The organism is Salmonella sp. NW177 (genome assembly GCF_051811585.1).
In the GTDB taxonomy this organism is placed as follows: Bacteria; Pseudomonadota; Gammaproteobacteria; order Enterobacterales; family Enterobacteriaceae; genus Salmonella; species Salmonella enterica.
Genome location: NZ_JAMMZV010000009.1, coordinates 157,244 through 182,685, shown reverse-complemented (window position 1 = coordinate 182,685; position 25,442 = coordinate 157,244). Strand labels below are relative to the sequence as shown.

At 48.0% G+C, this 25,442-nt stretch carries 24 protein-coding genes, 1 tRNA gene and 6 pseudogenes; 18 read left to right on the top strand and 13 right to left on the bottom strand.

Features of this window, described 5'->3' with window-relative positions:
* Position 1: 1 nt before the first annotated feature.
* Positions 2-319, bottom strand: a complete 318-nt coding sequence (gene sugE / locus NA986_RS21695; RefSeq protein ID WP_000118469.1) for a quaternary ammonium compound efflux SMR transporter SugE — start codon at positions 317-319, stop codon at positions 2-4.
* Positions 320-575: 256 nt separating this feature from the next.
* Between sugE and NA986_RS21690 the strand changes: the two genes are divergently transcribed.
* Positions 576-1,163 carry a helix-turn-helix transcriptional regulator gene (locus NA986_RS21690; RefSeq protein ID WP_000912959.1) on the top strand — a complete coding sequence of 196 codons (588 nt, stop codon included), beginning with the start codon at positions 576-578 and terminating at the stop codon, positions 1,161-1,163.
* Positions 1,164-1,193: 30 nt separating this feature from the next.
* On the opposite strand, the gene ecnB is transcribed toward NA986_RS21690, so the two are convergent.
* The 3 genes from ecnB to efp form a co-directional block, all read right to left on the bottom strand.
* Entirely contained in the window at positions 1,194-1,340 is a 147-nt protein-coding gene (gene ecnB / locus NA986_RS21685) for a lipoprotein toxin entericidin B (protein ID WP_000239598.1), read from the bottom strand.
* 107 nt (positions 1,341-1,447) lie between these two features.
* The gene (locus NA986_RS21680; protein WP_000977686.1) at positions 1,448-1,582 is read right to left on the bottom strand and encodes an entericidin A/B family lipoprotein; all 135 of its coding nucleotides are present in this window, start codon (positions 1,580-1,582) and stop codon (positions 1,448-1,450) included.
* A gap of 60 nt (positions 1,583-1,642) precedes the next feature.
* On the bottom strand, positions 1,643-2,209 hold the full coding sequence (gene efp / locus NA986_RS21675) for an elongation factor P (RefSeq protein WP_000257282.1): 567 nt from the start codon (positions 2,207-2,209) through the stop codon (positions 1,643-1,645).
* 40 nt (positions 2,210-2,249) lie between these two features.
* Between efp and epmB the strand changes: the two genes are divergently transcribed.
* Together epmB and NA986_RS21665 are read left to right on the top strand one after the other, a co-directional pair.
* Entirely contained in the window at positions 2,250-3,278 is a 1,029-nt protein-coding gene (epmB, locus tag NA986_RS21670) for an EF-P beta-lysylation protein EpmB (RefSeq protein ID WP_023136357.1), read from the top strand.
* 281 nt (positions 3,279-3,559) lie between these two features.
* Positions 3,560-4,417 (top strand): YjeJ family protein, encoded by an 858-nt coding sequence (locus NA986_RS21665; RefSeq protein WP_001229227.1) that lies wholly within the window; start codon positions 3,560-3,562, stop codon positions 4,415-4,417.
* A gap of 47 nt (positions 4,418-4,464) precedes the next feature.
* Here the strand turns inward: NA986_RS21665 and NA986_RS21660 are convergent, their stop codons facing one another.
* From NA986_RS21660 to NA986_RS21650, 3 genes are all read right to left on the bottom strand, one after another.
* The gene (locus NA986_RS21660; RefSeq protein ID WP_000558210.1) at positions 4,465-4,818 is read right to left on the bottom strand and encodes a DUF4156 domain-containing protein; all 354 of its coding nucleotides are present in this window, start codon (positions 4,816-4,818) and stop codon (positions 4,465-4,467) included.
* A gap of 243 nt (positions 4,819-5,061) precedes the next feature.
* Positions 5,062-6,708: a chaperonin GroEL gene (gene groL, locus NA986_RS21655; protein ID WP_000729126.1), complete on the bottom strand. Its 1,647-nt coding sequence runs from the start codon at positions 6,706-6,708 to the stop codon at positions 5,062-5,064.
* Positions 6,709-6,751: 43 nt separating this feature from the next.
* Positions 6,752-7,045 carry a co-chaperone GroES gene (locus NA986_RS21650; RefSeq protein ID WP_000027827.1) on the bottom strand — a complete coding sequence of 98 codons (294 nt, stop codon included), beginning with the start codon at positions 7,043-7,045 and terminating at the stop codon, positions 6,752-6,754.
* Between the two features lie 275 nt (positions 7,046-7,320).
* Here NA986_RS21650 and yjeH point away from each other — a divergent pair, with 275 nt between their 5' ends.
* Positions 7,321-8,562 carry an L-methionine/branched-chain amino acid transporter gene (yjeH, locus tag NA986_RS21645; protein WP_023216535.1) on the top strand — a complete coding sequence of 414 codons (1,242 nt, stop codon included), beginning with the start codon at positions 7,321-7,323 and terminating at the stop codon, positions 8,560-8,562.
* Positions 8,563-8,620: 58 nt separating this feature from the next.
* Here yjeH and NA986_RS21640 read toward each other — a convergent pair whose 3' ends face one another.
* Positions 8,621-9,097 carry an FxsA family protein gene (locus NA986_RS21640; RefSeq protein ID WP_001267291.1) on the bottom strand — a complete coding sequence of 159 codons (477 nt, stop codon included), beginning with the start codon at positions 9,095-9,097 and terminating at the stop codon, positions 8,621-8,623.
* Between the two features lie 340 nt (positions 9,098-9,437).
* On the opposite strand from NA986_RS21640, the gene aspA reads away from it, so the two are divergent.
* From aspA to NA986_RS21610, 6 genes are all read left to right on the top strand, one after another.
* The gene (gene aspA / locus NA986_RS21635) at positions 9,438-10,874 is read left to right on the top strand and encodes an aspartate ammonia-lyase (protein WP_000069440.1); all 1,437 of its coding nucleotides are present in this window, start codon (positions 9,438-9,440) and stop codon (positions 10,872-10,874) included.
* Positions 10,875-10,988: 114 nt separating this feature from the next.
* Positions 10,989-12,290: an anaerobic C4-dicarboxylate transporter DcuA gene (dcuA, locus tag NA986_RS21630; RefSeq protein ID WP_000637595.1), complete on the top strand. Its 1,302-nt coding sequence runs from the start codon at positions 10,989-10,991 to the stop codon at positions 12,288-12,290.
* A gap of 120 nt (positions 12,291-12,410) precedes the next feature.
* Positions 12,411-12,758, top strand: a complete 348-nt coding sequence (cutA, locus tag NA986_RS21625) for a divalent cation tolerance protein CutA (RefSeq protein WP_000887832.1) — start codon at positions 12,411-12,413, stop codon at positions 12,756-12,758.
* Positions 12,734-14,437 carry a protein-disulfide reductase DsbD gene (locus NA986_RS21620; protein ID WP_023216534.1) on the top strand — a complete coding sequence of 568 codons (1,704 nt, stop codon included), beginning with the start codon at positions 12,734-12,736 and terminating at the stop codon, positions 14,435-14,437. The genes cutA and NA986_RS21620 overlap by 25 nt, the downstream gene beginning before the upstream one ends.
* Positions 14,438-14,473: 36 nt before the next feature.
* A complete protein-coding gene (locus tag NA986_RS21615) occupies positions 14,474-15,049 on the top strand; it encodes a transcriptional regulator (RefSeq protein WP_023216533.1) in 576 nt (191 codons plus the stop codon).
* 115 nt (positions 15,050-15,164) lie between these two features.
* A tRNA-Phe gene (locus NA986_RS21610) sits at positions 15,165-15,240 on the top strand.
* A 79-nt stretch (positions 15,241-15,319) separates the two neighbouring features.
* Here the strand turns inward: NA986_RS21610 and NA986_RS21605 are convergent.
* Positions 15,320-15,397: pseudogene (locus NA986_RS21605) on the bottom strand (helix-turn-helix domain-containing protein); the annotation flags it as partial.
* 552 nt (positions 15,398-15,949) lie between these two features.
* Here NA986_RS21605 and NA986_RS21600 point away from each other — a divergent pair.
* Together NA986_RS21600 and NA986_RS21595 are read left to right on the top strand one after the other, a co-directional pair.
* Entirely contained in the window at positions 15,950-16,702 is a 753-nt protein-coding gene (locus tag NA986_RS21600) for a non-specific acid phosphatase (RefSeq protein WP_023216532.1), read from the top strand.
* A 142-nt stretch (positions 16,703-16,844) separates the two neighbouring features.
* A pseudogene (locus tag NA986_RS21595) lies at positions 16,845-17,890 on the top strand (IS256 family transposase).
* A gap of 88 nt (positions 17,891-17,978) precedes the next feature.
* Here NA986_RS21595 and NA986_RS21590 read toward each other — a convergent pair.
* A complete protein-coding gene (locus NA986_RS21590; RefSeq protein ID WP_023216529.1) occupies positions 17,979-18,980 on the bottom strand; it encodes a DUF1202 family protein in 1,002 nt (333 codons plus the stop codon).
* Between the two features lie 337 nt (positions 18,981-19,317).
* Positions 19,318-20,202, bottom strand: a pseudogene (locus NA986_RS21585) (IS3 family transposase).
* 116 nt (positions 20,203-20,318) lie between these two features.
* On the opposite strand from NA986_RS21585, the pseudogene NA986_RS21580 reads away from it, so the two are divergent.
* The 3 genes and pseudogenes from NA986_RS21580 (at position 20,319) to rtsB (ending at position 21,964) form a co-directional block, all read left to right on the top strand.
* Positions 20,319-20,541: pseudogene (locus NA986_RS21580) on the top strand (hypothetical protein).
* Between the two features lie 263 nt (positions 20,542-20,804).
* A complete protein-coding gene (locus NA986_RS21575) occupies positions 20,805-21,680 on the top strand; it encodes an AraC family transcriptional regulator (RefSeq protein ID WP_023215926.1) in 876 nt (291 codons plus the stop codon).
* Complete coding sequence (gene rtsB, locus NA986_RS21570; RefSeq protein ID WP_072210077.1) at positions 21,677-21,964, top strand: transcriptional regulator RtsB; 288 nt, start codon at positions 21,677-21,679, stop codon at positions 21,962-21,964. The genes NA986_RS21575 and rtsB overlap by 4 nt, the downstream gene beginning before the upstream one ends.
* Here the strand turns inward: rtsB and NA986_RS21565 are convergent.
* Positions 21,947-22,138, bottom strand: a complete 192-nt coding sequence (locus NA986_RS21565) for an ATP-binding cassette domain-containing protein (protein ID WP_024147147.1) — start codon at positions 22,136-22,138, stop codon at positions 21,947-21,949. The genes rtsB and NA986_RS21565 overlap by 18 nt on opposite strands.
* Before the next feature lie 37 nt (positions 22,139-22,175).
* Here NA986_RS21565 and NA986_RS21560 point away from each other — a divergent pair.
* Both NA986_RS21560 and NA986_RS21555 read left to right on the top strand, forming a co-directional pair.
* Positions 22,176-22,256, top strand: a pseudogene (locus NA986_RS21560) (hypothetical protein); the annotation flags it as partial.
* 109 nt (positions 22,257-22,365) lie between these two features.
* A pseudogene (locus NA986_RS21555) lies at positions 22,366-22,500 on the top strand (hypothetical protein); the annotation flags it as partial.
* A gap of 294 nt (positions 22,501-22,794) precedes the next feature.
* On the opposite strand, the gene NA986_RS21550 reads toward NA986_RS21555, so the two are convergent.
* The gene (locus tag NA986_RS21550; protein ID WP_001268200.1) at positions 22,795-23,700 is read right to left on the bottom strand and encodes an SdiA-regulated domain-containing protein; all 906 of its coding nucleotides are present in this window, start codon (positions 23,698-23,700) and stop codon (positions 22,795-22,797) included.
* A gap of 303 nt (positions 23,701-24,003) precedes the next feature.
* Here NA986_RS21550 and NA986_RS21545 point away from each other — a divergent pair, with 303 nt between their 5' ends.
* Entirely contained in the window at positions 24,004-25,404 is a 1,401-nt protein-coding gene (locus NA986_RS21545; RefSeq protein WP_058820872.1) for a CBM96 family carbohydrate-binding protein, read from the top strand.
* Positions 25,405-25,442 lie beyond the last annotated feature (38 nt).

Here is a 25,442-nt window from a genome sequence, read left to right as displayed (position 1 = left end):
ATTAATGCGCACTGAGTTTTAGCCCAATGATACCCGCGACGATCAAGCCAAGACTGAGCAAACGCGCCGGTGAGGCAGACTCGCCCAGCAGAAGGATACCGGTGATTGCCGCCCCGACGGCGCCGATGCCGGTCCAGATGGCGTACGCCGTTCCAACGGGCAGTGTTTTCATTGCCCAGGAAAGTAACGCCATACTGATAACCATGGCCGTAATGGTGATAATACTGGGGGTCAGACGAGAAAAACCGTGGGTATACTTCAGGCCGACAGCCCATACCACTTCAAGTAAACCAGCGATTAATAGAATAATCCAGGACATAGCAGGCTCCAGATAATTAATGGGGCCGTCCCCGGTGAGAATAGCGTTTACAGGTCGTCCTGTAACGTATACGGATGAAAAGCCATTCTTGCCTGAGAGAAAATGAATTTCAACCTTTTTATTTTTTTCCGCCTAAAGGCGGGAATTGGCCCTTTTAAGCCGCGTAGTTTTCGCATTTAGCGCCCACAGGAGTTCTCTATGATGGAACGCCTTCTGGGAAAGAAAGTGCTTTATCTACTTCCGGGTGCAAAAAACTATGTTGAAAATTTTAGTGATAGACCGATGCCACTTTACCCGTACGGGCATGGAGGCCTGGCTTAATCACACTGATGTGCTCAGTTCTTCACTGCTGGTATCCGGGATGAATAACCTTATACTGGCGAAAGAACATATTCTGCAATGGAAGCCCCATCTGGTTATCGCTGATTTATATGGTTTTCTCAACGATGCCTTACCCGAACAGCCTATCAATGCATTTTTTGCCGCCTGCAGGATGACGCCGTTGGTATTATTACAGTCAGGGAATATGCCGTACAGACCGCAATATGCCAGTCATGCAGTGTTATCTAAACACACGCCTTTACATGAGCTTGCACAACGAATTAAAGGAGCGCTATATACTCATCCACTGCAGGAAGCGCCGGAAAGCGCCACGCCATTGCTCTCTCCGCAGGAGGAAAAAGTGCTCGCGATGTGGACGGAAGGCACCAGCAATAAAGAGATTGCGTATGCGCTTGGCATTCACGGGAAAACGGTTTACACCTATAAGCGTAATATCCGTATGAAACTTCATATGGATAACCGATATTCTCCCTTTCTTATGCTTCCGGAGAAAATCGATTAACGGTACGACGCCATGCCGTACCGTTGATGATTACTGCTGAGCTCTGGTTGCAGCGCCAGAGATCGCACTACCACCGTCCGAGATGTCCTCGCCCACGCCGCGCGTGGTATTACAAGCAGTTAATACAGTGGAAAGTACCAAAACAGAAAAGATCGCTGCAATTGTCTTTTTAACCATAATGTCTTCCTTTTCTAGCCAATGTTGTTTGTGTATAGCAACTTAATAATAGACAACATCCCAGAAAATGACGGGCGATCGACTAATTTTAGGAAGACGAGAAGCGATTAGCTGGCTGCGCGGGAGATGGCGTGGCCAAGATGCTGAATATCTTCGCCGAAGCCGCGGGCGGTATTACATGCCGTTAATAATGTGCCGGTAAGAAGAACCAGCGCGACAAGACCGATAAAGCGTTTCATCATTGAGGTGCGAAAAATAGGATGGCGCAGCATACGCTGCACCATTTTTCCCGATAACGTAAATTATTTTACGCGGGATACGTATTCGCCGGAACGGGTATCGACTTTGATCACTTCGCCAATCTGCACGAACAGCGGAACTTTAACCACTGCGCCAGTAGACAGCGTGGCTGGTTTGCCGCCAGTACCTGCGGTATCGCCCTTCAGACCTGGGTCGGTATCAACAATTTCCAGTTCAACAAAGTTCGGCGGAGTGACAGAGATAGGCTGACCGTTCCACAGGGTCACGATGCATTCCGCCTGATCCAACAGCCATTTTGCGTTGTCGCCGATAGCCTTGGCATCTGCAGACAGCTGCTCGAAGGTTTCGTTGTTCATGAAATGCCAGAACTCACCGTCGTTGTACAGGTAAGTCAGGTTCATATCGACTACATCCGCGCCTTCTGCGGAATCGGTCGATTTGAAGGTTTTCTCAACACGCGTGCCGGTCAGCAGACGGCGCAGCTTAACGCGGGCAAACGCCTGGCCTTTACCCGGTTTCACGAATTCACTGGATTCAACCGCATAAGGTTCGCCATCCAACATGATTTTAAGACCGGAACGAAAATCGTTGCTATAGTAAGTCGCCATAAGGCCCTCTGAAATTGTTAACTGGTAGCTAAGCCACAAAATGGCGCATATTGTAACCCTAAATACCCCATTGCGAGAAGATTGGTTAGCGCAACTTGCCGATGTTGTGACCAATCCCGACGAACTGCTGCATCTTTTACAGATTGAAGCTGATGAAAACCTCCGGGCAGGACAGGACGCCAGGCGCTTGTTTGCCCTCCGCGTGCCGCGCGCTTTTATTGCGCGCATGGAGAAGGGCAACCCTGACGATCCTCTTTTACGTCAAGTGCTGACGTCCCGGGATGAATTTATTGTCGCCCCCGGTTTCTCCACCGACCCGCTGGAAGAGCAACACAGCGTGGTGCCAGGATTATTGCATAAATACCAAAACCGGGCGCTATTGCTGGTAAAAGGCGGATGTGCGGTAAATTGCCGCTACTGTTTCCGTCGTCACTTCCCGTATGCGGAGAATCAAGGCAATAAGCGTAACTGGACAGTCGCGCTGGAGTATATCGCCGCACACCCGGAACTGGATGAGATCATCTTTTCCGGCGGCGATCCGCTGATGGCGAAAGATCATGAGCTGGACTGGCTGCTCACGCAACTGGAAGCCATAAAGCACGTCAAGCGGCTACGCATCCACAGCCGGTTGCCTATCGTCATCCCGGCACGCATTACTAACGAACTGGTCGCCCGCTTTGACCAGTCACGTCTGCAAATTTTGTTGGTGAACCATATCAACCACGCTAATGAAGTGGACGAGGCGTTCTGCCTGGCGATGAAGAAACTGCGCCACGTGGGCGTCACGCTTCTCAACCAGAGCGTCCTGCTGCGTGGCGTGAATGATAACGCGCAAACGCTGGCGAATCTGAGCAACGCGCTATTTGACGCCGGCGTGATGCCCTATTACCTGCATGTGCTGGATAAAGTGCAGGGCGCCGCGCATTTTATGGTCACCGATGACGAAGCCCGGCAAATCATGCGCGAACTGCTCACGCTGGTATCCGGCTATATGGTGCCAAGACTGGCGCGTGAAATCGGCGGCGAACCGAGCAAAACACCGCTGGATTTACAGCTTCGGCAGTGCTAATCCTCGCGGGCACGTCAGGGACGACGAAAAATATTACCGCGCAATATTACGAGGAGATTCCCCCACGATTCTCCTCACCCTCTGGCGAGGATAAACTAACCTTCGTTAAATACACCTTTCCGGTCCTCTCTTTTCAATAAAGTCCGTTTTAGGACTCGCTTAGCGTGTACTGCATTTTCGAATTATACTGGTTCTCCTTTTTATAGGACGGCATAAACAATTTATATATCAAATACATTGCAGTAAAACATTTAATTATTTTATATTTGTGGAGAATTGACATGGCCTTAACGATTAAGGGACTAAATACCGGCGTTATTCGTCACAATGATAAGTTTATCGCGCTGGCGCTTAAGGTGAAGTCACTGAGAAATAAAGAAACACTGCTTTTCTTTCCTGTGCTCGCGCTGCGAGACTTGTTGATCGGCCTTGAACACCGGCTTTATCTACAACACTCGCTTCCGGAACAAGAGCAGGAAAAACGCCAGAAAGCTAAAAGCAGTCATGTGCTTAAAATGCATGAGAATATTCCGGCAATACTCCGTGAAGAGCTGGAAAACGCCGATGTTAATCAGCGTGTTGAATCTTTAGCGTTGAGCGATAATACAGAAAAAGTATTAACCTTTACGTTAAAGCTGCACAATGGTAGCCATCTTGATTTACAGGTCGGTGAGTGGCAGGTTGAAGTTCTGGTGATGGCTATTATTCACGCCATTAATAATGCCGAAATGCGTGAGCTCGCATTGCGTATTTCTTCAATGCTGGACTTTTTACCATTATACGATGCTGACTGCCTGGAAAACGGTAATATCGAATTCGATACCTATAACCAGCCTGACTGGAAACATAATCTGTATAACCATTATTTAGCGCTCGTTTATCGTTATACGGATGAGGCAGGACAATCGCATGATTGCGGCACCATCATTAAGACCCGTAGTCAGTCAGGCTCTAAAGAAGCTGAAGCGATATCACGCCGCTTGCTGAATTTCAGCCCGCGTCTTAAAAAGCTGGAAGGAAAACCGTGTAAGGTTTTTGTCAGAACGCTTGGAACCGGTAAAGCAGCGCGTCTGACGCAAGATCAATGCATGCGCGCGTTGCATAATCTACGCATGGCGTCATCGCAGGAAAAACGCTAACCATATCGCCCTCTGAATCTTTCAGAGGGCGTTACGATTCAGACATATCAGTTCGGACATTTATAAACCTGGCCGTTCATCTCGCTGGCCGTCGGGACAAAACTGGACAACATGCCCTGCGACGGACTACTTACGCCATACAGCACGTTTCCACCCATCGCGGCCGCCTGATTACGCAGATCGTTCGCTGCGCCACGCATTGAGCCACCCTCTTCGCCGTGCTGGCCTGAAAACCAGTTACTCTGTTTACCGGTTGCCGTACCAATAAGCTGGCATTCCGCGCCTGGCTTATCTTCGACAAAGCGTACATTTTGGCCGGCAGCGGTGAGTTCGTTGCTGGAGCTACAACCCGCCATCAGCAGCGCGGCGCCAACGATCCCTGCTAAATATTTCACGTGCATGTTATTCCCCATAATCAATGAGCTGGACGTTTTGTCCGTATCTGAATCTTATACTAAAAAGATGACTAAAAGAAAAACCCCCGGTCATTTCTGCCCGGGGGTTTCTCAATTCTGGGAGATAAACATCCAAATCATTCTGGTTGCAGGAAGGCGGCCAGTTTGTTAATCCCCAGTCACTTACTCAAGTAAGTGACTGGGGTTAGCCAACGCATCTGCAGCCTGAAGGATGCAGGGTATGGGCAATTACATCATGCCGCCCATACCACCCATACCACCCATGCCGCCAGCAGCGCCTAAATCAGGAGCATCGCTTTTCGGCAGGTCGGTCACCATGCACTCGGTAGTGATCATCAGACCAGCCACAGAAGCCGCATACTGCAGCGCAGAACGGGTAACTTTGGTTGGGTCCAGGATACCCATATCGATCATGTTGCCGTATTCTTCAGTTGCTGCGTTGTAACCGTAGTTACCGTCGCCGCCTTTAACGGTGTTAGCGACAACAGACGGCTCTTCGCCGCAGTTCAGCACGATCTGACGCAGCGGAGCTTCCATTGCGCGCAGCGCAACTTTGATACCCACGTTCTGGTCTTCGTTCTGGCCTTTCAGGTCAGCAATTTTAGAAGCAACGCGGATCAGCGCAACGCCACCACCAGCAACCACGCCTTCTTCTACCGCAGCACGGGTCGCGTGCAGGGCATCTTCAACGCGGGCTTTCTTCTCTTTCATTTCAACTTCGGTCGCAGCGCCAACTTTGATTACCGCAACGCCGCCTGCCAGTTTCGCTACGCGCTCCTGCAGTTTTTCACGATCGTAGTCGGAGGTCGCTTCTTCAATCTGCTGACGGATCTGAGCAACACGGCCCTGGATGGCAGCTTCTTCACCCACGCCATCGATGATGGTGGTGGTGTCTTTGTTGATCACAACGCGTTTCGCCTGACCCAGGTCTTCCAGGGTTGCTTTTTCCAGCTCCATACCGATCTCTTCAGAGATTACGGTACCGCCGGTCAGGGTAGCGATATCCTGCAGCATCGCCTTACGACGATCGCCGAAGCCCGGTGCCTTAACAGCAGCCACTTTCACGATGCCACGCATGGTGTTAACAACCAGGGTAGCCAGCGCTTCGCCTTCAACATCTTCAGCGATGATCAGCAGCGGTTTGCCTGCTTTTGCAACGGCTTCCAGAACCGGCAGCATTTCGCGGATGTTGGAGATTTTCTTATCAGCCAGCAGGATGAACGGGCTTTCCAGCTCTACTGCGCCAGTTTCCGGCTTGTTGATGAAGTAAGGAGACAGGTAGCCGCGGTCAAACTGCATACCTTCAACCACGTCCAGTTCGTCCTGCAGACCGGTACCGTCTTCAACGGTGATGACGCCTTCTTTACCGACTTTATCCATCGCTTCCGCGATCAGTTTACCTACGGTTTCGTCGGAGTTAGCGGAGATAGTACCTACCTGAGCAATCGCTTTAGAGTCGGAGCACGGTACGGACAGGGCTTTCAGCTCTTCAACCGCAGCAGCAACCGCTTTGTCGATACCACGTTTCAGGTCCATCGGGTTCATGCCCGCAGCAACGGCTTTCAGGCCTTCGGTAATGATGGACTGCGCCAGTACGGTCGCGGTGGTGGTGCCGTCGCCTGCAGCGTCGTTCGCTTTAGAGGCAACTTCTTTCACCATCTGCGCGCCCATGTTTTCAAACTTGTCTTCCAGTTCGATTTCACGCGCTACGGAAACACCATCTTTAGTGATAGTCGGCGCACCGAAAGATTTATCCAGAACCACGTTACGGCCTTTCGGACCGAGGGTTACTTTCACTGCATCTGCCAGTACGTTTACGCCGCGCAGCATTTTCACACGAGCGTCGTTACCGAATTTTACGTCTTTAGCTGCCATTTTCTCTTTCCCTTAAATTCGTATGTTCAGTGTCGTTCGCGGATTACGCTTCAACAATTGCCAGAATGTCGCTTTCAGACATGATCAACACTTCTTCATTGTCGATCTTTTCAGATTTCACACCGTAGCCATCGTTAAAAATAACGATGTCGCCAACTTTCACGTCCAGCGGCTGTACAGTACCGTTGTCCAGGATGCGACCCTTACCGACAGCGATGATTTCGCCACGAGTTGATTTACCCGCTGCGGAACCGGTCAGTACGATGCCGCCAGCAGATTTGGACTCAACTTCTTTACGTTTGACGATCACACGATCATGTAACGGACGAATACTCATTGATAGCTCTCCTTTGAGAAAGTCATTATCAGTTATGGGTGACGCCGGCCCGTAAACGGTTTCCCGGCTGGTGACCAGAGAGATGGGGATGGGGTTTTGCCCCTTCAAGGGGGGAGATGAAAAAAAATTCTTCTGAGCGAAAAAAGCGGTAAAAACGCTACTTATCTCACGTTTACCCAAGGTTTAGAACATCCTGCTATAAGAAAAGGCGTGTGTGATACGCTTAAAAATGCCTGTTGTCACCTGACGTTACAATGCCGCCGGATAATGAGCTGATGAATGAACTAAAAAAAGAGCTTGGGTTGGTTCAGGGCGTTATCTTGTTAACCACATCATTATTAGGGACTGGCGTTTTTGCGCTTCCGGAGCTGGCTGCGCTGGCGGCAGGCGACATCAGCCTTTGGGCATGGCCGCTGCTCATTATTTTGATTTTCCCTATTGCGATTGTCTTTGCTGTGCTGGGGCGTCATTTTCCACACGCTGGCGGCGTAGCGCATTTTGTCGGGATGGCATTTGGCCCGCGTCTGCAACGGGTGATCAGTTGGCTGTTTTTATCAGTCATTCCTGTTAGTTTTCCCGCAGCCTTGCATATTGCGGTGGGTTTCGGCCAGGCGCTGTTTGGCTGGCAAAGCGAACAGCTCTTATTTGGGGAGCTGGGTACTCTAGGTTTGCTATGGTTTATGGGATCGCGCGGCGCCAGCTCCAGCGCCAACCTGCAAGCCATTATCGCTGGATTAATTATCGCGCTTATTGCCGCCATTCTGTGGAAAGGCGCGATTAAACCTGCAGATATCACCTTCCCAGCCGCAAACGAAATCACCTTTTCCCGGCTGTGTACCGCCCTGGCGATCATGTTCTGGGGATTTGTGGGAATTGAGGCGTTTACGCATTTGTCGTCTGAATTTAAAAATCCTGAACGTGATTTTCCGCGCGCATTGATCATTGGCCTGATGCTGGCCGGCGCCATTTATTGGACCTGTACCGCCGTGGTGCTGCATTTTGGCGTCTATAGCGACAAGATAGCGGCAACAGCCTCGCTACCGCTTATTATTGTTCATCTCTTCGGTATCCAGGCGTTGTGGGTAGCCTGCATTATTGGTTATCTCACCTGCTTTGCCAGCCTGAATGTGTATGCTCAGAGTTTTGCGCGTCTGATATGGACGCAAATGCAATATCAGCCCGATCACTATCTGGCTCAACTCTCTCCCGGGCGCCTTCCCTTGCACGCGTTAAACGTTATTCTGGTCTGTTGTTGCGTGAGTTCCCTGGTCGTCTACGCCCTGAAGATTAACCTCAATGCGCTGATCGTCTATGCTAACGGTATTTTTATTATGCTCTATCTGCTTTGTATGCTGGCGGGCTGTCGACTGTTGAAAGGGCGCTGCTATGCACTGGCGGTGACGGGTTGTCTACTGTGCCTGTTATTGCTGGCAATGCTGGGGTGGAAAAGCTTATATGCCATTATCATGCTGGCTGCATTATGGCTATTTTTACCGAAGCGAAAACGCATGGCGTAAGACGCATCCGCTGGCCGGATAGCGCCTCACGCGACTTATCCGACCAACATCTCTACCTTTAATCCCGACGATCGTCTTTATGTTCAATACGATCGCGATCGTCATCTTTACGCTGATACTCGCCGTCAAATGTTTCGCCACCGCCAGTACCCGCGCTAAACCCGCCGCCCGGCATCCGGGAAAAACGTAAATGCGGCAGCAACTTCAGCGTCAAATGTTTTTGCACCGGCGGTAACAAAAGGAGAAGGCCGAGAAAATCGGTGAAAAATCCCGGCAACAGGAGCAGTAAGCCAGCGATGATCAGCGATACACTCTTAATCATTTCTGCCGCCGGGCTCTCACCGGCCGCCATTTTTTGTTGCATCAGCAAAAAGTTTTTAAAACCCTGGTTACGTACCAGCGACATACCGATAACAGACGTAAAAATCACCAGGATTAACGTCATCAGGACGCCAAGCACATGGGCGACCTGGATAAAGATAGAAATCTCAATGTAAACATAGAGAAAGACAGCTAAAAAGGGTATCCAGCGCAAAGGACTCTCCTGTAAGTCATGGCCGTCTGCGACGACCATTTGAATGGGGGTGCGATTCGCATCGATTCGATATGGTGGTGCGTAGCAAAATTTCAAGTGGTTTGTACACCTATTTTAGGTAGTAATACTAAAGCGGTGACCTATTTCACAAAATAATAAATAAGGGGTAAATTCCCACACTTTAAGTGATCCAGATTACGGTAGGAATTCTGAACCAGCATATGATCTCGTTTATCAGGCCGATGGAGGGGATAATCGTCGGTCAGAAAACATTCGAAATCACATATATCCTGTGTGTTTTAAAGTAAAAATCATTGGCAGCTTGAAAAAGAAGGTTCACATGTCAAACAACATTCGTATCGAAGAAGATCTGTTGGGTACCAGGGAAGTTCCAGCTGAAGCCTACTATGGTGTTCACACTCTGAGAGCGATTGAAAACTTCTACATTAGCAATAACAAAATCAGCGACATCCCTGAATTTGTGCGTGGCATGGTTATGGTAAAAAAAGCGGCGGCGCTGGCCAACAAAGAGCTGCAAACCATTCCTAAGAGTGTGGCGAACGCCATCATTGCCGCATGTGATGAAGTCCTTAACAACGGTAAGTGCATGGACCAGTTCCCGGTAGATGTCTACCAGGGCGGCGCGGGCACTTCCGTCAACATGAATACCAACGAAGTGCTGGCCAATATCGGGCTGGAACTGATGGGTCATCAGAAAGGTGAATATCAGTACCTGAACCCGAACGACCACGTGAATAAATGTCAATCCACTAACGACGCCTATCCGACAGGCTTCCGTGTAGCGGTTTACGCCTCTATCGTCAAACTGATCGATGCCATCAACCAGTTGCGTGAAGGTTTCGAACGTAAAGCGGTTGAATTCCAGGACATCCTGAAAATGGGTCGTACCCAGTTGCAGGACGCCGTACCGATGACGCTTGGTCAAGAATTCCGTGCGTTCAGCATCCTGCTGAAAGAAGAAGTGAAAAGCATCGAGCGTACTGCTGAGCTGCTTCTGGAAGTCAACCTTGGCGCAACGGCAATCGGTACCGGTCTGAACACGCCGAAAGAATACTCTCCGCTGGCGGTGAAAAAACTGGCTGAAGTCACTGGTTTCGCCTGTGTTCCGGCTGAAGATCTGATTGAGGCGACATCTGACTGTGGCGCGTATGTTATGGTTCACAGCGCGCTGAAACGTCTGGCAGTGAAGATGTCCAAAATCTGTAACGACCTGCGCTTGCTCTCTTCTGGTCCTCGTGCCGGCCTGAACGAGATCAACCTGCCGGAACTGCAGGCGGGCTCTTCCATCATGCCAGCCAAAGTGAACCCGGTTGTACCGGAAGTCGTAAACCAGGTATGCTTTAAAGTCATCGGTAACGACACCACCGTTACGATGGCGGCAGAAGCCGGTCAGTTGCAGTTGAACGTTATGGAGCCGGTTATCGGTCAGGCGATGTTCGAATCCATCCACATTCTGAGCAACGCGTGCTACAACCTGCTGGAAAAATGCGTTAACGGCATTACCGCGAATAAAGAAGTGTGCGAAGGGTACGTTTATAACTCCATCGGTATCGTCACTTACCTCAACCCGTTCATCGGCCACCACAACGGCGACATCGTCGGTAAAATCTGTGCTGAAACCGGTAAGAGCGTACGTGAAGTTGTGCTGGAGCGCGGCCTGTTAACGGAAGCCGAGCTGGACGATATTTTCTCCGTACAGAACTTGATGCACCCGGCTTATAAAGCTAAACGTTATACTGATGAAAGCGAACAGTAATCGTATAGGGTAGTACCAAAGAGGCACGTCACGATGACGTGCCTTTTTTCTTACAAGAAGTTACCAAATAACAACAATTTAATATCAACTTGTTAAACAACAAGGAAGGCTAATATGATAGTTGTCGAACTTATCATTGTTTTGCTGGCAATCTTTTTGGGCGCCAGACTTGGGGGCATCGGTATTGGATTCGCAGGTGGGCTGGGTGTTCTGGTACTTGCCGCCATCGGCGTGAAGCCAGGGACAATTCCATTCGATGTCATTTCCATCATCATGGCGGTTATCGCCGCGATCTCTGCTATGCAGGTCGCGGGCGGTCTGGATTATTTGGTAAACCAGACAGAAAAACTGCTGCGTAAGAACCCGAAATACATCACTATCCTCGCACCGATTGTGACCTATTTCCTGACTATTTTTGCTGGTACCGGGAACATTTCCCTGGCAACGCTGCCAGTTATTGCTGAAGTCGCGAAGGAGCAGGGAATCAAACCTTGCCGTCCGCTCTCGACCGCCGTGGTATCCGCGCAGATTGCGATTACCGCCTCGCCGATTTCTGCGGCCGTGGTGTATATGTCTTCTGTTATGGAAGGTCATGGCATTAGCTACATTCACCTGCTGTCCGTGGTTATCCCCTCTACGCTGCTGGCGGTGCTGGTGATGTCCTTCCTGGTCACGATGCTGTTCAACTCCAAACTGTCGGACGACCCGATTTACCGCAAGCGTCTGGAAGAAGGGCTGATTGAACTGCGTGGTGAAAAGCAGATTGAAATCAAACCAATGGCAAAAAATTCCGTCTGGCTGTTCCTGCTGGGCGTTATCTGCGTGGTTGTTTATGCGATTGTCAACAGTCCGAGCCTCGGCCTGGTTGAGAAACCGCTGATGAACACCACCAACGCTATTTTGATCATCATGTTGAGCGTCGCAACGCTGACCACCATCCTGTGTAAAGTGGAAACTGACGCCATCCTCAACTCCAGTACCTTTAAAGCAGGGATGAGCGCCTGTATCTGTATTCTGGGCGTGGCGTGGCTGGGCGATACCTTCGTATCCGCTAACATCGACTGGATCAAAGACACTGCGGGTAGCGTCATCCAGGGGCATCCGTGGCTGCTGGCCGTCATCTTCTTCTTTGCTTCCGCGCTGCTCTACTCTCAGGCGGCAACGGCGAAAGCGCTGATGCCGATGGCGCTGGCGCTGAACGTCTCTCCGCTGACGGCAGTCGCTTCCTTCGCCGCCGTTTCCGGCCTGTTCATTTTGCCGACCTACCCGACTCTGGTTGCGGCGGTACAGATGGATGACACCGGTACAACCCGTATCGGTAAATTCGTCTTTAACCACCCGTTCTTCATCCCAGGCACCCTGGGCGTCGTTCTGGCTGTCTGCTTCGGCTTCCTGCTGGGCAGCTTTATGCTGTAAGTGTTTCACCCGCGGGGCGTATCACGCCCCGCATTCTCCCGCCCTTTGACTAACATCCTGCCCTCGTCCGTTGTATAGTGACCGTTCACTTGCGGGTCTTTTTGTTCTTTCGAGGTGTTTATGCTTGATGTTAAGAGTCAGGATATTTCCATCCCCGAGGCCGTTGTGGTGCTTTGTACCGCCCCGGATGAAGCTACCGCCCAGGATCTGGCCGCCAAAGTGCTGGCGGAAAAACTGGCCGCCTGCGCCACCCTCCTCCCCGGCGCGACATCGCTGTACTACTGGGAAGGCAAGCTGGAGCAGGAGTATGAAGTTCAAATGATCTTAAAAACCACCGTTTCACATCAGCAAGCGCTTATCGACTGCCTGAAGTCTCATCACCCGTATCAAACGCCTGAACTTCTGGTTTTACCTGTTACTCACGGAGATACTGATTACCTCTCATGGCTCAACGCATCTTTACGCTGATCCTGCTGCTGTGCAGCACATCCGCCTTCGCCGGATTATTCGACGCGCCGGGTCGCTCGCAGTTCGTCCCGGCAGACCGGGCGTTTGTTTTTGATTTTCAGCAAAATCAACACGATCTTACCCTCTCCTGGCAGGTAAAAGAGGGTTACTACCTTTACCGTAAACAAATCAGTATCACGCCGACGAAAGCGGATATCGCCGCAGTCCAACTCCCGGCAGGCGTCTGGCATGAAGATGAGTTCTACGGGAAAAGCGAAATCTACCGTAAGCGGCTAAACGTTCCGGTAACGGTTAACCAGGCGGCGGCTGGCGCGACATTAACGATAACGTACCAGGGGTGCGCCGATGCGGGATTCTGTTATCCGCCGGAAACGAAAACGGTGCCGCTAAGTGAAGTCGCCGCGGCAATAGACGCCACGCCGACGCCTGCTGTCACCCAGACGAGTGAGACGTCAAAACCCGCCGCCCAGCTACCTTTTTCCGCGCTCTGGGCGCTGCTGATCGGCATCGGTATCGCCTTTACGCCCTGCGTTTTACCCATGTATCCACTGATTTCCGGTATTGTCCTGGGGGGAAGGCAACGTTTGTCGACGGGGCGCGCACTGCTGCTGGCCTTTATCTATGTACAAGGGATGGCGCTGACCTATACCGCACTGGGTCTGGTCGTCGCCGCGGCGGGATTACAGTTTCAGGCGGCGCTGCAGCACCCTTATGTGTTAATCGGCCTTGCCATCGTGTTCACCCTGCTTGCGTTGTCGATGTTTGGCCTGTTCACACTACAGCTCCCCTCCTCACTGCAAACCCGGCTGACATTAATGAGTAATCGTCAGCAAGGCGGCTCGCCCGGCGGTGTTTTTGTTATGGGGGCGATTGCAGGATTAATTTGCTCGCCCTGTACCACAGCGCCATTAAGCGCGATCCTGCTTTATATCGCTCAGAGCGGCAACATGTGGCTGGGCGGCGGTACGCTGTATTTGTATGCATTAGGTATGGGTCTGCCGCTAATGCTGGTCACCGTGTTTGGCAACCGTCTGCTACCGAAAAGCGGCCCGTGGATGGCGCATGTTAAAACCGCTTTTGGTTTCGTGATCCTTGCGTTACCGGTCTTTTTACTGGAGCGGATTATTGGCGAGGCTTGGGGTTTACGTCTGTGGTCGCTGCTGGGCGTCGCTTTCTTTTGTTGGGCCTTTATCACCAGCCTTCAGGCCAGACGAGCGTGGATGCGTATCGTACAGATTATCCTGCTGGCGGCAGCGCTCATTAGCGTGCGGCCTCTACAGGATTGGGCGTTCGGATCGCCATCCGCGCAAGCTCCAGCGCACCTCAATTTCACGGCTATTTCTACCGTGGACGAACTCAATCAGGCGCTGGCGCAGGCCAAAGGCAAACCCGTTATGCTGGATTTCTACGCCGACTGGTGCGTGGCCTGTAAAGAGTTTGAAAAGTATACCTTCAGCGATCCGCAGGTCCAGCAGGCGCTCGGCGACACGGTGCTCTTGCAGGCTAACGTCACCGCTAACAATGCGCAGGACGTCGCGCTGTTAAAGCATCTGCAAGTTCTCGGGCTGCCCACCATTCTGTTCTTTGATGCCCAAGGCCAGGAACAGCCGCAAGCGCGAGTCACCGGCTTTATGGACGCCGCCACCTTTAGCGCGCATTTGCACGATCGCCAACCGTGAGCGACACTTGCAAAAGCAAAGACGGAGGAGAATACCGTGCAACGTGAAGATATTCTGGGAGAAGCCCTGAAATTACTGGAGACGCAAGGGATAGCCGATACTACGCTGGAAATGGTGGCGGAGCGCGTAAATCGCCCACTCGACACATTACAGCGTTTCTGGCCAGATAAAGAAGCCATTTTATATGACGCGCTACGTTATCTGAGTCAGCAGGTAGATATCTGGCGACGCCAGCTTCTTCTTGATGAGACGCTTTCTGCTGAACAAAAGCTACTGGCACGCTACAGCGCGCTTTCGGAATGTGTCAGTAATAACCGTTATCCTGGTTGCTTGTTCATTGCCGCCTGTACGTTTTATCCCGACCCAACCCATCCTATTCACCAACTGGCTAATCAACAAAAACGCGCGGCACATGATTTTACCCATGAGCTACTGACCACGCTGGAAATTGACGATCCGGCGATGGTTGCAAGGCAGATGGAGCTGGTGCTGGAAGGTTGTCTCAGCCGAATGCTGGTCAACCGCAGTCAGGCTGATGTAGATACCGCTCAGCGGTTGGCGGCAGATATTCTGCGTTTTGCACAGTGCCGTCAGGGTGGAGCGCTCACCTGACGGGTACTGATTTTATGCATTTTGCCTGAAAAGCAGGCAGTCAGCGCGCTTTTATCACTTTTTTCGTGTAAAGCCGTTGACGACCGCGCCCCTTTACGGTTTAATGCGCCCCGTTGCCCGGATAGCTCAGTCGGTAGAGCAGGGGATTGAAAATCCCCGTGTCCTTGGTTCGATTCCGAGTCCGGGCACCACTTATTCAGAAAACCCAGCCTATGGCTGGGTTTTTGCTTTTCTGGGAATGGAAATCCGTAGCCCCCATCTCTGGCCTGACTAGCTATAACGAGAAGGCCAGATTTTCTCTGGCGCAACGCCCAGCGCTTCGTCGATCAGCTTTTCCCCTTTGGGCCAGGGTCAAAAGCTTACTTAGCTACAGGGGGATTATTACCAGTAATAACGCGTATCACTCCATCTGACGGTTCGCTAACCCCGACAAGTGAGTCCAATATCTCCGCCATGAACTTTTCCATCACTGACAACAATAATCCCTTCGCCAATTTTGGTATTTTTCTTTTTCGGTTTCTTTATTCTTAAATACTGCTTTCGACTCTTGTTCATAATCATAAATTAATACTCAGCACATCATGACTGATGGTAGTTACCGGGGTAACAGAGCACATACTTTAAAATACTTATTCATAGTTTGTTATTACGGAAAGATTTTAACCTAATGCGTGTCAGTCAGGCACGCAGATAAAAAATAACCGGGGAGAAAAGTTAAACAAAATGCTGTTAGCCGGAAGTACCAGTATTGTTCTGTTGTCCGTTGCAGTCAGTCCGGTATGGACAGACGATAATGCCAGTACAGCGTCCTGCTTTTTTACCTGTATGTTGAATAACCATTGCAATAAATCATTATAGGATTACATCTGTTTATTATTGCCTGATCCGGAGTGAGTCTTTATGAAAAGTCGTTATTTAGTATTTTTTCTACCACTGATCGTAGCTAAATATACATCAGCAGAAACAGTGCAACCCTTTCATTCTCCTGAAGAATCAGTGAACAGTCAGTTCTACTTACCACCACCGCCAGGTAATGATGATCCGGCTTTCCGCTATGATAAGGAGGCTTATTTTAAGGGCTATGCGATAAAGGGTTCCCCACGATGGAAACAAGCTGCTGAGGATGCAGATGTAAGCGTGGAAAATATAGCCAGAATATTCTCGCCAGTAGTGGGTGCTAAAATTAATCCCAAAGATACGCCAGAAACCTGGAATATGTTACAGAATCTTCTGAAAATGGGCGGCTACTACGCTACTGCTTCGGCAAAAAAATATTATATGCGTACTCGTCCCTTTGTCTTATTTAATCATTCTACCTGCCGTCCTGAAGATGAGGATACTTTGCGAAAAGATGGCTCTTACCCTTCCGGGCATACTGCTTATGGTACACTTCTGGCATTAGTATTATCCCAGGCCAGACCGGAACGCGCGCAGGAGCTCGCCAGACGAGGATGGGAGTTCGGGCAAAGCAGAGTGATATGTGGTGCTCACTGGCAAAGTGATGTTGATGCTGGCCGTTATGTGGGAGCAGTAGAGTTTGCAAGACTGCAAACAATCCCGGCTTTTCAGAAGTCACTGGCAAAAGTCCGTGAGGAGCTGAACGACAAAAATAATTTATTGAGTAAAGAAGATCACCCCAAACTTAATTACTGAAAGTGAAAGTCTTCCCGCAAACTGGCCACAGCAAATGAAAGGAAGTGCAACTGCGTAGGGGCGACCGGGCGTGAGACTGTAATTAAAATTGTGTAAGTGCCTGTTTTTGATATGTTCACTCCAACAACAGAGACAGGCAATTATGGACGAAAAGAAACTTAAAGCCCTTGCGGCTGAAGTGGCTGAAGGCCTTAAAACCGAAGCCGATCTCCATGCTTTTTCCCGCATGTTGACGAAGCTTACCGTCGAAACAGCGCTCAATGCGGAGCTGGCTGACCACCCCGGGTATGAGAAAAATGCGCCCAAAACAGGCTCAAACACCCGCAATGGCTACTCGTCAAAAACGATGTTATGCAATAACAGCGAGATCGAACTGAACACGCCGCGTGACCGTGAAAATACCTTCGAACCACAGCTGATTAAGAAGCACCAGACGCGCATTACGCAGATGGACAGCCAGATTTTATCCCTCTGCGCCAAAGGCATGACTACCCGCGAAATCGTTGCCACCTTCAAAGAAATGTACGACTCCGATGTGTCGCCCACGCTGATATCTAAAGTCACCGACGCCGTAAAAGAGCAGGTCACTGAGTGGCAAAACCGACAAATGGATACGCTGTATCCCTTTGTTTATATGGACTGTATGTTGTCAAAGTTCATCAGAATGGCAGTGTGATAAACAAAGCAGTTTTCCCTGCGCTGGGGATCAATACCGAAGGTCAGAAAGCGTTGCCGGCATGTGGCTGTCCGGAAATGAAGGCACAAAGTTCTGGCTAAGCGTGCTGACGGAGCTGAAAAAGCGGGGCCTTCAGGACATCCTGATTGCCTGTGTGGACGGTCTGAAGGGCTTCCCAGATGCGATAAACAGCGTCTTCCCGAAATATCCGCAAATCAGCAAAAGCTGGCATGCGCACTGGGAAAACCTCAATACGCTCTTCAGTTATCCGCCGGATATCTGCAAGACCATCTACCATCTACACTACAAACGCAGTCGAATCCCTGAACAGCGAGATCCGTGCCGCGATTAAGAAACGCAAAGTGTTCCCGACGGATGACTCGGTACGAAAGGTTATTTATCTGGCAATCAAGGATGCATCAAAAAAATGGGGTATGCCGATCCAGAACTGGCGACTGGCGATGGGCCGCTTTATTATCGAATTCGGTGACCGCCTGAGCGATCACCTTTAATATATTGGCAGTTATATAGAATTACTGACAGGCTCAAAAAAAGAGACCAGATTTCAGTCTCTTTTTTATCACCCATAATAATAGTCAGTTATTTTCTTTTATTTAGCTCTTCCATAAAATTTACCCAATTTTTATATTGATAATCAAGATTGTGAATCTCGTCTGAGATGGTTGATTGCTGCTGTATGAGACCTCGTTTCTTTGCTATCAACTCTTGTAAACCATCATCGAGCACCTTCATTTTAGATTTTATCTTCTCATTAATTTCATTATATTTTACGGAGTATTCTTCTTTATGTTTTTCTAATACAGCACGTTTCTCCGCCCTTATGTCATCAAAATCACTCAACCTGTAATTCTTTAATTTTTCCCGGCGAGCCTTCATTGCTGGGTCGAAAACTTCAGTATTGTACTTCTTCTCAAAATAATAAGGAGCATTTTCTTTATTAAAGAGTTCCAGCTCTTTATTCAAATCACGCTGAACAAAATAACGGCTTTGTGTTTTTCCATCTTCCCCTTTCCCCCAATACTCATCGATTTCTTTATTAATAACTAATATATTAGTTTTAACTTTTGCGATATCATTATTTAATTCGTTTAGTTTTGATTTCTTCCTGGCATATTCATCTTTAATTGCATTTATTTTATCATCAAAACCTGCTCCATCCATGATGATATATTTACCGTCAGTTTCAACATTAGGAATTGGATTGCCTTTTGGTGTTTCTGACATTTGTAATGAAGAAAATATTGTTTTCCATCCAGTATCTTTATTACCAAGACTGTTCAAAGTTGCTGAGAATTTAATATCTTTGCCTTTATCCCACGATTTTTGAACAACAATATAATCAGTTAACGAGGCAACTGGCGTATACAGATCGTAGCCAGTAGAAAGTAAGCCATCAGCAGCATATGTTCTCTTATTTCCATCAACCGATGTTTCCTTGATATCAATTGAATCAAGGATAAGACGCCCATGAAATTGATTACTAAATTGTTCTTTCAAGACTTTCTCTGTAGGGGTGTTATCGTCACCGCATCCGCTAATTAATAGCGAAACCAATAAACCACACAAAAATTTTCCATTCATAACATTCATCCCAGAAATTAATAATATGCAATAAAATCATTTCAGCATCACACAACGAGTTAGCAAATTCAATATTTAATGATGTGTTATTTTCATTATAATACTGTGTCTTTATTTTTAAACCACCAGGACTCGCTATCTTAATGAAAGACAATACCTCTAATAAATCAGATAGTTGGAAAGTAATTTTTTAATGGGCTGGCTGAAGCCATTAAAATGATTTTTTCAATCATCCTTACTGTAGCCGGAGGTAAAGCTGTTACTTCAACTGACGATGAAGAACAACAGGCAGACTACAGAAATGGACTGATCCTACCCGCGTAATATGGACACAACCCTAAGCAAGGTTCTGGTTTTCAAATTGTTCCGGACTGAGACTGCCACAGGCACTGTGACGACGCCATTGATTGTAATCACACTCGATATCATTAAACACTGCTGTCCACATTATTTCCCAGCTGGCAAAGTCCTCTCCGTAGATACATTCCACCTTCAGCGTGTGAAAGAAGCTTTCTGCACAGGCATTGTCATAACAACAGCCTCTGGCGCTCATACTCCCCCGCAGATTATGTCGTTTCAGTAAGCTCTGCTAATCCGTTGAATAGTACTGACCACCTCTGTCTGTATGCACGCTGACTTTTCCCAGTCGTTTACGCCGCCATTGCACCATCTGTAACGCATCGCAGGCTGGCCGCCACGGTTTTTATGTTATACATCCGTCAGGCGTGGCGCACCATAGCGCTGTTTGCGTCACTGAATGCCTCCCGGACGACGTTATCACAGACAAGGCCGAACTGCTGACGCTGGTTTATCTGATGACGACGCTGATGCCAGACGTACCAGCCACTACGGGCAACCTGAAGTACACGGCACATGGCTTTGATACTGAATTCAGCCTGATGTTTTTCAATGAAGACATACTTCATTTCAGGCGCTTCGCGAAGTATGCCGCGGCCTTCTGGAGAATGGCCAGTTCCTCATCCCCTTCTGCCAGTGGACGTTTTAGATGGGCGATCTCTGCGGGCATCGCCTGTTCGCGGTCAGAAGAAGAGAGCTGATTTTGCTGTTTGCTTCGTCAGTTATAGAGTTGTGATTCATACAGGTTAAGCTCGCGGACGGTAGCGGCCACCCCAATGCGTTCAGCCAGTTTCAGGGCTTCCTGACGAAATTCAGGCGTGTGCTGCTTGCGTGGCTTTTTGGTGGTTGATGCTGGTTTTTTCATATGAGTCACCTCTTGCTTGAGAGTTTACTCACTTAGTCACGTGACCACTATTGCTGGGTAAGATCAAAGATCCTCACTAGCGTGTTACACCGTTTTTCATAAAGCCAACCATACGATTGAATGCTTCCCCTCCCCCTCAAACTTCCGGATATCGCCACGCCATCTACCCGCCGCCGTATATATTTACCGCGTTGTATGCCTTTCCTAACCGAGAGCGTTAATATTTACCTCCAGGATAAACCTTATCACAAATTAACATCAGATCTTATACCTCATGCTAACTACCTCCATGAAATTAAAGAGCTATTCTCTAAAAGAATAAAGGCAATTATTACTTAATTCAAATTTTAAAGAGATAATTTGATAATAACATGAGCCAATTCTTGTAAATTTCCATCTTTTTTTTATACGCGACATAGTTTTTTAACGATACTATAATATGTAGAAATGCAATATAAAATAGCATTTTCCATAGAAAATGAAAAGATCGCCACCTGATACCTTAAGTTCGCAAATAATTATATAGCTATATATTAGTTTTTTTGAAATATTTTTCAGAATAATTTTTGATTTACACGCACATTTAATAAAAGGAAATTATCATGCTAAAAGTGTTTAATCCCTCACCTGTCCAGGTGGGGAGCATTGAATGTTTACAATCAGCGCAAAACTGGCAGAGGAAATCCTTATCACTTCAGGGATTAAATTTACTGCAGTCCGTACTCATCAAGCTCACCACGGGTAAAATTTCAATTACGACATCGTCCGGGGAGTATATTACGGCATCAGGGCCAATGTTAATATTTTTAGCTAAAGATCAAACCATTCATATCACAATGGAAGAGACTCATGAACAGTTAAATTATAATTTAATTGAATTAGATTCAGCGTCAATAAAAAATGCTTATAATTTTTTTCTGTATGAACATGCAGACTTTTCGGCCCCATTAACAAAACCGATGACAAAACATCTGTTAGCGCCAATAGAAACAGGCGTAGCAAGAGTATTCAACCTCTTACACTCTTCAAATAAAAGCCAAAAACTATCCCAAGATAAAAAGGAATATTTAATAAGATTTCTCCTTTCAGAGTTCATCTATGAACCCGAAGCATTTGCTCTCTTCAGAGAACTATCGCAAAATACATTAGCCGAAAACATTTATAATATTATTATAAGCGACATAAGTCGAAAATGGGCACTCAAGGATATTTCTGACTCACTCTATATGAGTTGTTCCACATTAAAAAGGAAATTGAAACAAGAGCACACTTCATTCAGCGAAGTTTACCTTAATGCGCGAATGAATAAAGCGACAAAACTTCTACGCAATAGTGAATATAATATTACCCGAGTGGCTTATATGTGTGGTTATGATAGTGCTTCTTATTTTACATGCGTTTTTAAAAAACACTTCAAAACTACACCATCAGAATTTTTAGCGTTTTTATCTTTCTCTCGTCATCAATATGTTAATTGAGATATCTGACAATGCAGTATAAGAACAAAGCAAAACACATTAATATAAGAGATGGGATTTTGTTGCTCGCTAAAAAATTCGATCTAACGTTGAGCGAGAAAAAAGTTATTTATTACGTGGCAGCAGGATTATCTGTTAAAAGTTGCTCAAATTTATTAGATCGAAATATAAAAACGATTTCAACACAAAAGAGAGCAGCCTATAAAAAAATGGATATTACTACTGATGTTGAATTAATCCATTTGATGCTGAATGAGTTTTACATATCAGTCGATATTACGTAATTTTTCTAAAATGTTGCCAGAGTGGTAGGCAAGGCAATTCTGGATATCATCTTCAGAGATCTGTGTGATATCAACATTGTATAATTTAACTGATCCCGTATAGCAATGACTGGAATTTGATAGTGCTTTGATTAAAGAAGATTTACCTGAACCTGATGTACCGATAATACCCACAAAATCTCCGGGAACAGCAGTGAATGAAAGCTGATCAATCAGTGTTCGTTCCACAAACGCTATGGGTAATTCTTCGCTGTCTATCGGCTGGCTGACGATCGACTCTACTCCGCCAGTGTTGATAACGATACCGGTAACTGGCATGTTTCTGTTCCGCAATCCGCTATTCTGTCGGGGGGGAGAATCAGTACATCATTACGGCCACCGATCCCGCCGGGAATAGCGCCACCGCCAATGGAACATTTACAGGCACATCGCCGACGGAAAACCCGGTTAACAAGAGTTCCGGCGTAGATGAAATGATTTCGCTTAGCGAGGCGACATGGCATTCGGTAAGTGTTGATGAAGAATATTATGCCTGATAACTAAACATCACCCTGCGAGGTCTCTTCGAAGGCCTCCTGAAAAAAACAGAGTAATATTTATTGTCTGTTAATTATTACAGGGAGAGTTAATTTATAAAAAAAAGCGGCAGACTACGCTGCCGCAAATATGAGGAGGACAATTACCGTTACGCTACACCACAAAGTAATCCGTTACTGAGGTAAGTAAAACATAAATATCCCCAACAATGAATCAACGAATCAAGCAATCGTCAAATCATGGTATTAATAACCTTGTTCTGTTTTAGCATACTGTGACAGTAAAAATAGATTTTAGTCATTCTGTATATCACACGAAAATTTATAAAACAGATTTGGTTCACTCACAATATACAAATTATTTTCATTATCCATGGCAATCCCTTCTGGCTGGGGGATATCGTCTCTGAGCCCTGACCACTCCGCCGTCAGGAACAATCGATCGCGCACCCGCCACTCGGAACTGACCTCAAGAATCATTTTTGACTCGTCCGACAACACCAGCAGCGAATCCGTTGGGGCATGGTATTCAAGTCCGGAGACATCGCTCACACTTGCAGTGATGGCAGAAGGCAACGCTCTGGTGATACCATTTTTGCTCATCTCTACTTCTTTGATCATTATGGGTTTTCTTTCTTTGGCGGCATATAATCTCTCATTTTTCGCATCCCATGCCGTACCTTCCAGCCCTTTATTTTTTGCTTTGTCATAGCCCTCAAGCTTCACCATGGAGATTATCTGCATGGTGCCGCGCTGAATATCCACCTGTGTTTTATAGACCGCGCCATCTTTCTCACTGCCTATCTGGAACTGGTTGCCCCCACTCCATGCAATAGACTCCGGGTCGTGGATGCCCTGCAGCGGCATCCGCCCTACCAGCTGCCCTTCTGTCGTTAACCAGACCAGTTCAGGGGGATTATTAATAACGGCGAAAAGCATCCTGTCTTCGGCGGAGTAGGTCAAACCTGAAAGGTTACTCTTAACTCCTGCGACTGGTTTTTGCTGAATAACCGCTTTATAGCTACTCAGTGCCAGCGCCGAGGGTTTATCACCATATTTGAGGATCAGTTGATAAACATAGCGTATATCGTCCCTGACCATAAATAAAATCACGCCCAAGAGTACAACCACAATAACGCGTTTTAGTAATCTCATAAAAAATCCATAGCAGATCGCGTCACGACTGATGTCGTAACGCATTTCTTAAAAATAAAGCCGATGTCCGATAGAATCGTTATTCGGTTATGGCGAGCGCCATTAGCATAGGCAAAATGAAATAGTGAGGGTTATCACAAAAAGCCCGATTTTAATCACTAACGTACCCTTTTTGTAAATTGACATAATCAAGAGGAGGGTAGTTTCGGCTAATTATTTAAATAGTACGTCTGCAAATTCGCCCCTGTATGCAGGGCAAATGACAAAAAGTGATAATTAATGAGATGTAACACCGCAATCTGATCTGCTATTGCTGCTCCCACTTCTATTCAACCGGGCAGCAAAAAAATGAAACTCAACCTTATTACCGTCAGCCTGGCTACGCTCGTTGCCGCTGGCGCATTCCCGGCCCATGCCGATCCTCAGGCACATGTCGTGTGCGGCTATCACCACACGCTGGGCGATGACGCGATTATGATGTTTGGTAAAGCGAATCAGGCGATGTGGCATGACTTTTTTGGCAACACCCACACCGACGCGGTCTCTACCTACCAGACGTTGCGCGCGCAACCCGATACCACCTGTGATAATAAAGCCGACAGCTCCGCTTACTGGGCGCCGTCCATGAAATTACCTGATGGTGAAATCGTAAATCCGGCCTACCAAAAGACCTATTATCAATCCACAAATGTAGCGCAATATCCGCTCCATCCATTCCCGGCCGGGCTGGAGTTACTGGCAGGCGATCATCACGGTACTGGCCCCAGTTCCGCAATCACCTTTTTATGTGCCAACGGCAAAGGTTACACCAACAAGGTAGGCGAAATATGCGGCCTGCGTAAAGCGGGCGATGCCGTCCAGTTTAATATCGGGATCGCTTTCCCCAACTGTTGGGATGGCGTCAACCTGAAACCGACCCATAGCCACAATAACGCTATCTATGCCGACCACGGGAAATGTTCCGCAGACTATCCGGTCAAAATCCCGACGGTGAATATGAACATCGCCTGGGTACTCCCGCAGATCTCCTCGCTGGATACGTCCAAAGTAGAATTGTCGATGGACCCGGTAATGCATGGCGAAACCCGGGAAGAGCGCTGGGGAAGTCTTTATACCGCCCATGCCGATTTTATGAATGGCTGGACGGAAGATGGCGCGCAGTTTATGACGGATCTGTGTATGAATCAGGGACTGGATTGCGGCACTACGGTTCCTTACGCCTACAGTAAAGCGGAAGAAAATACCTGGGTAAGCAGCGAAGACGACAAGCCTCATGCCAGCGTCGATACCTTGTACGTACAGGATGACTGGACAAATGGCGGACGCACGCAGCACCCGGAAACGCTCACGCTGGTGAAATTTAAGATCCCGCCCCTGCCTGCCAATATGGACGCTTCGCTATTCAAATACCGTATTCGCCTTTTTGGCGGCAAAACGGAAGCGAACGGCGCCGATCAAATTTTCTTTTACCCGACCAGCAGTGACTGGCACGTCAGTACCGTGTCCTGGAACAATAAACCGGCGATCAACTACCGTTCCGATGCCGTATTATATCTGGACCATTCACATGAGTATCGTATGGTTGATGTCGATAAAGCGGTGCGCAAAGCGCTGGCGGAAGGGAAAACGGAAATATCCTGGTATATCGGCGGCGACCGTCAGGGAAATCACTACGATTTCATGCCAGCGGACTCAAAACAGAGCCTGGTGCTGATGCTGACCGGTTTCAAAAAGACGCCGGCGCTGTAATAGTAAACTGTGCCCGCTGACGCAACAGCGGGCACGAT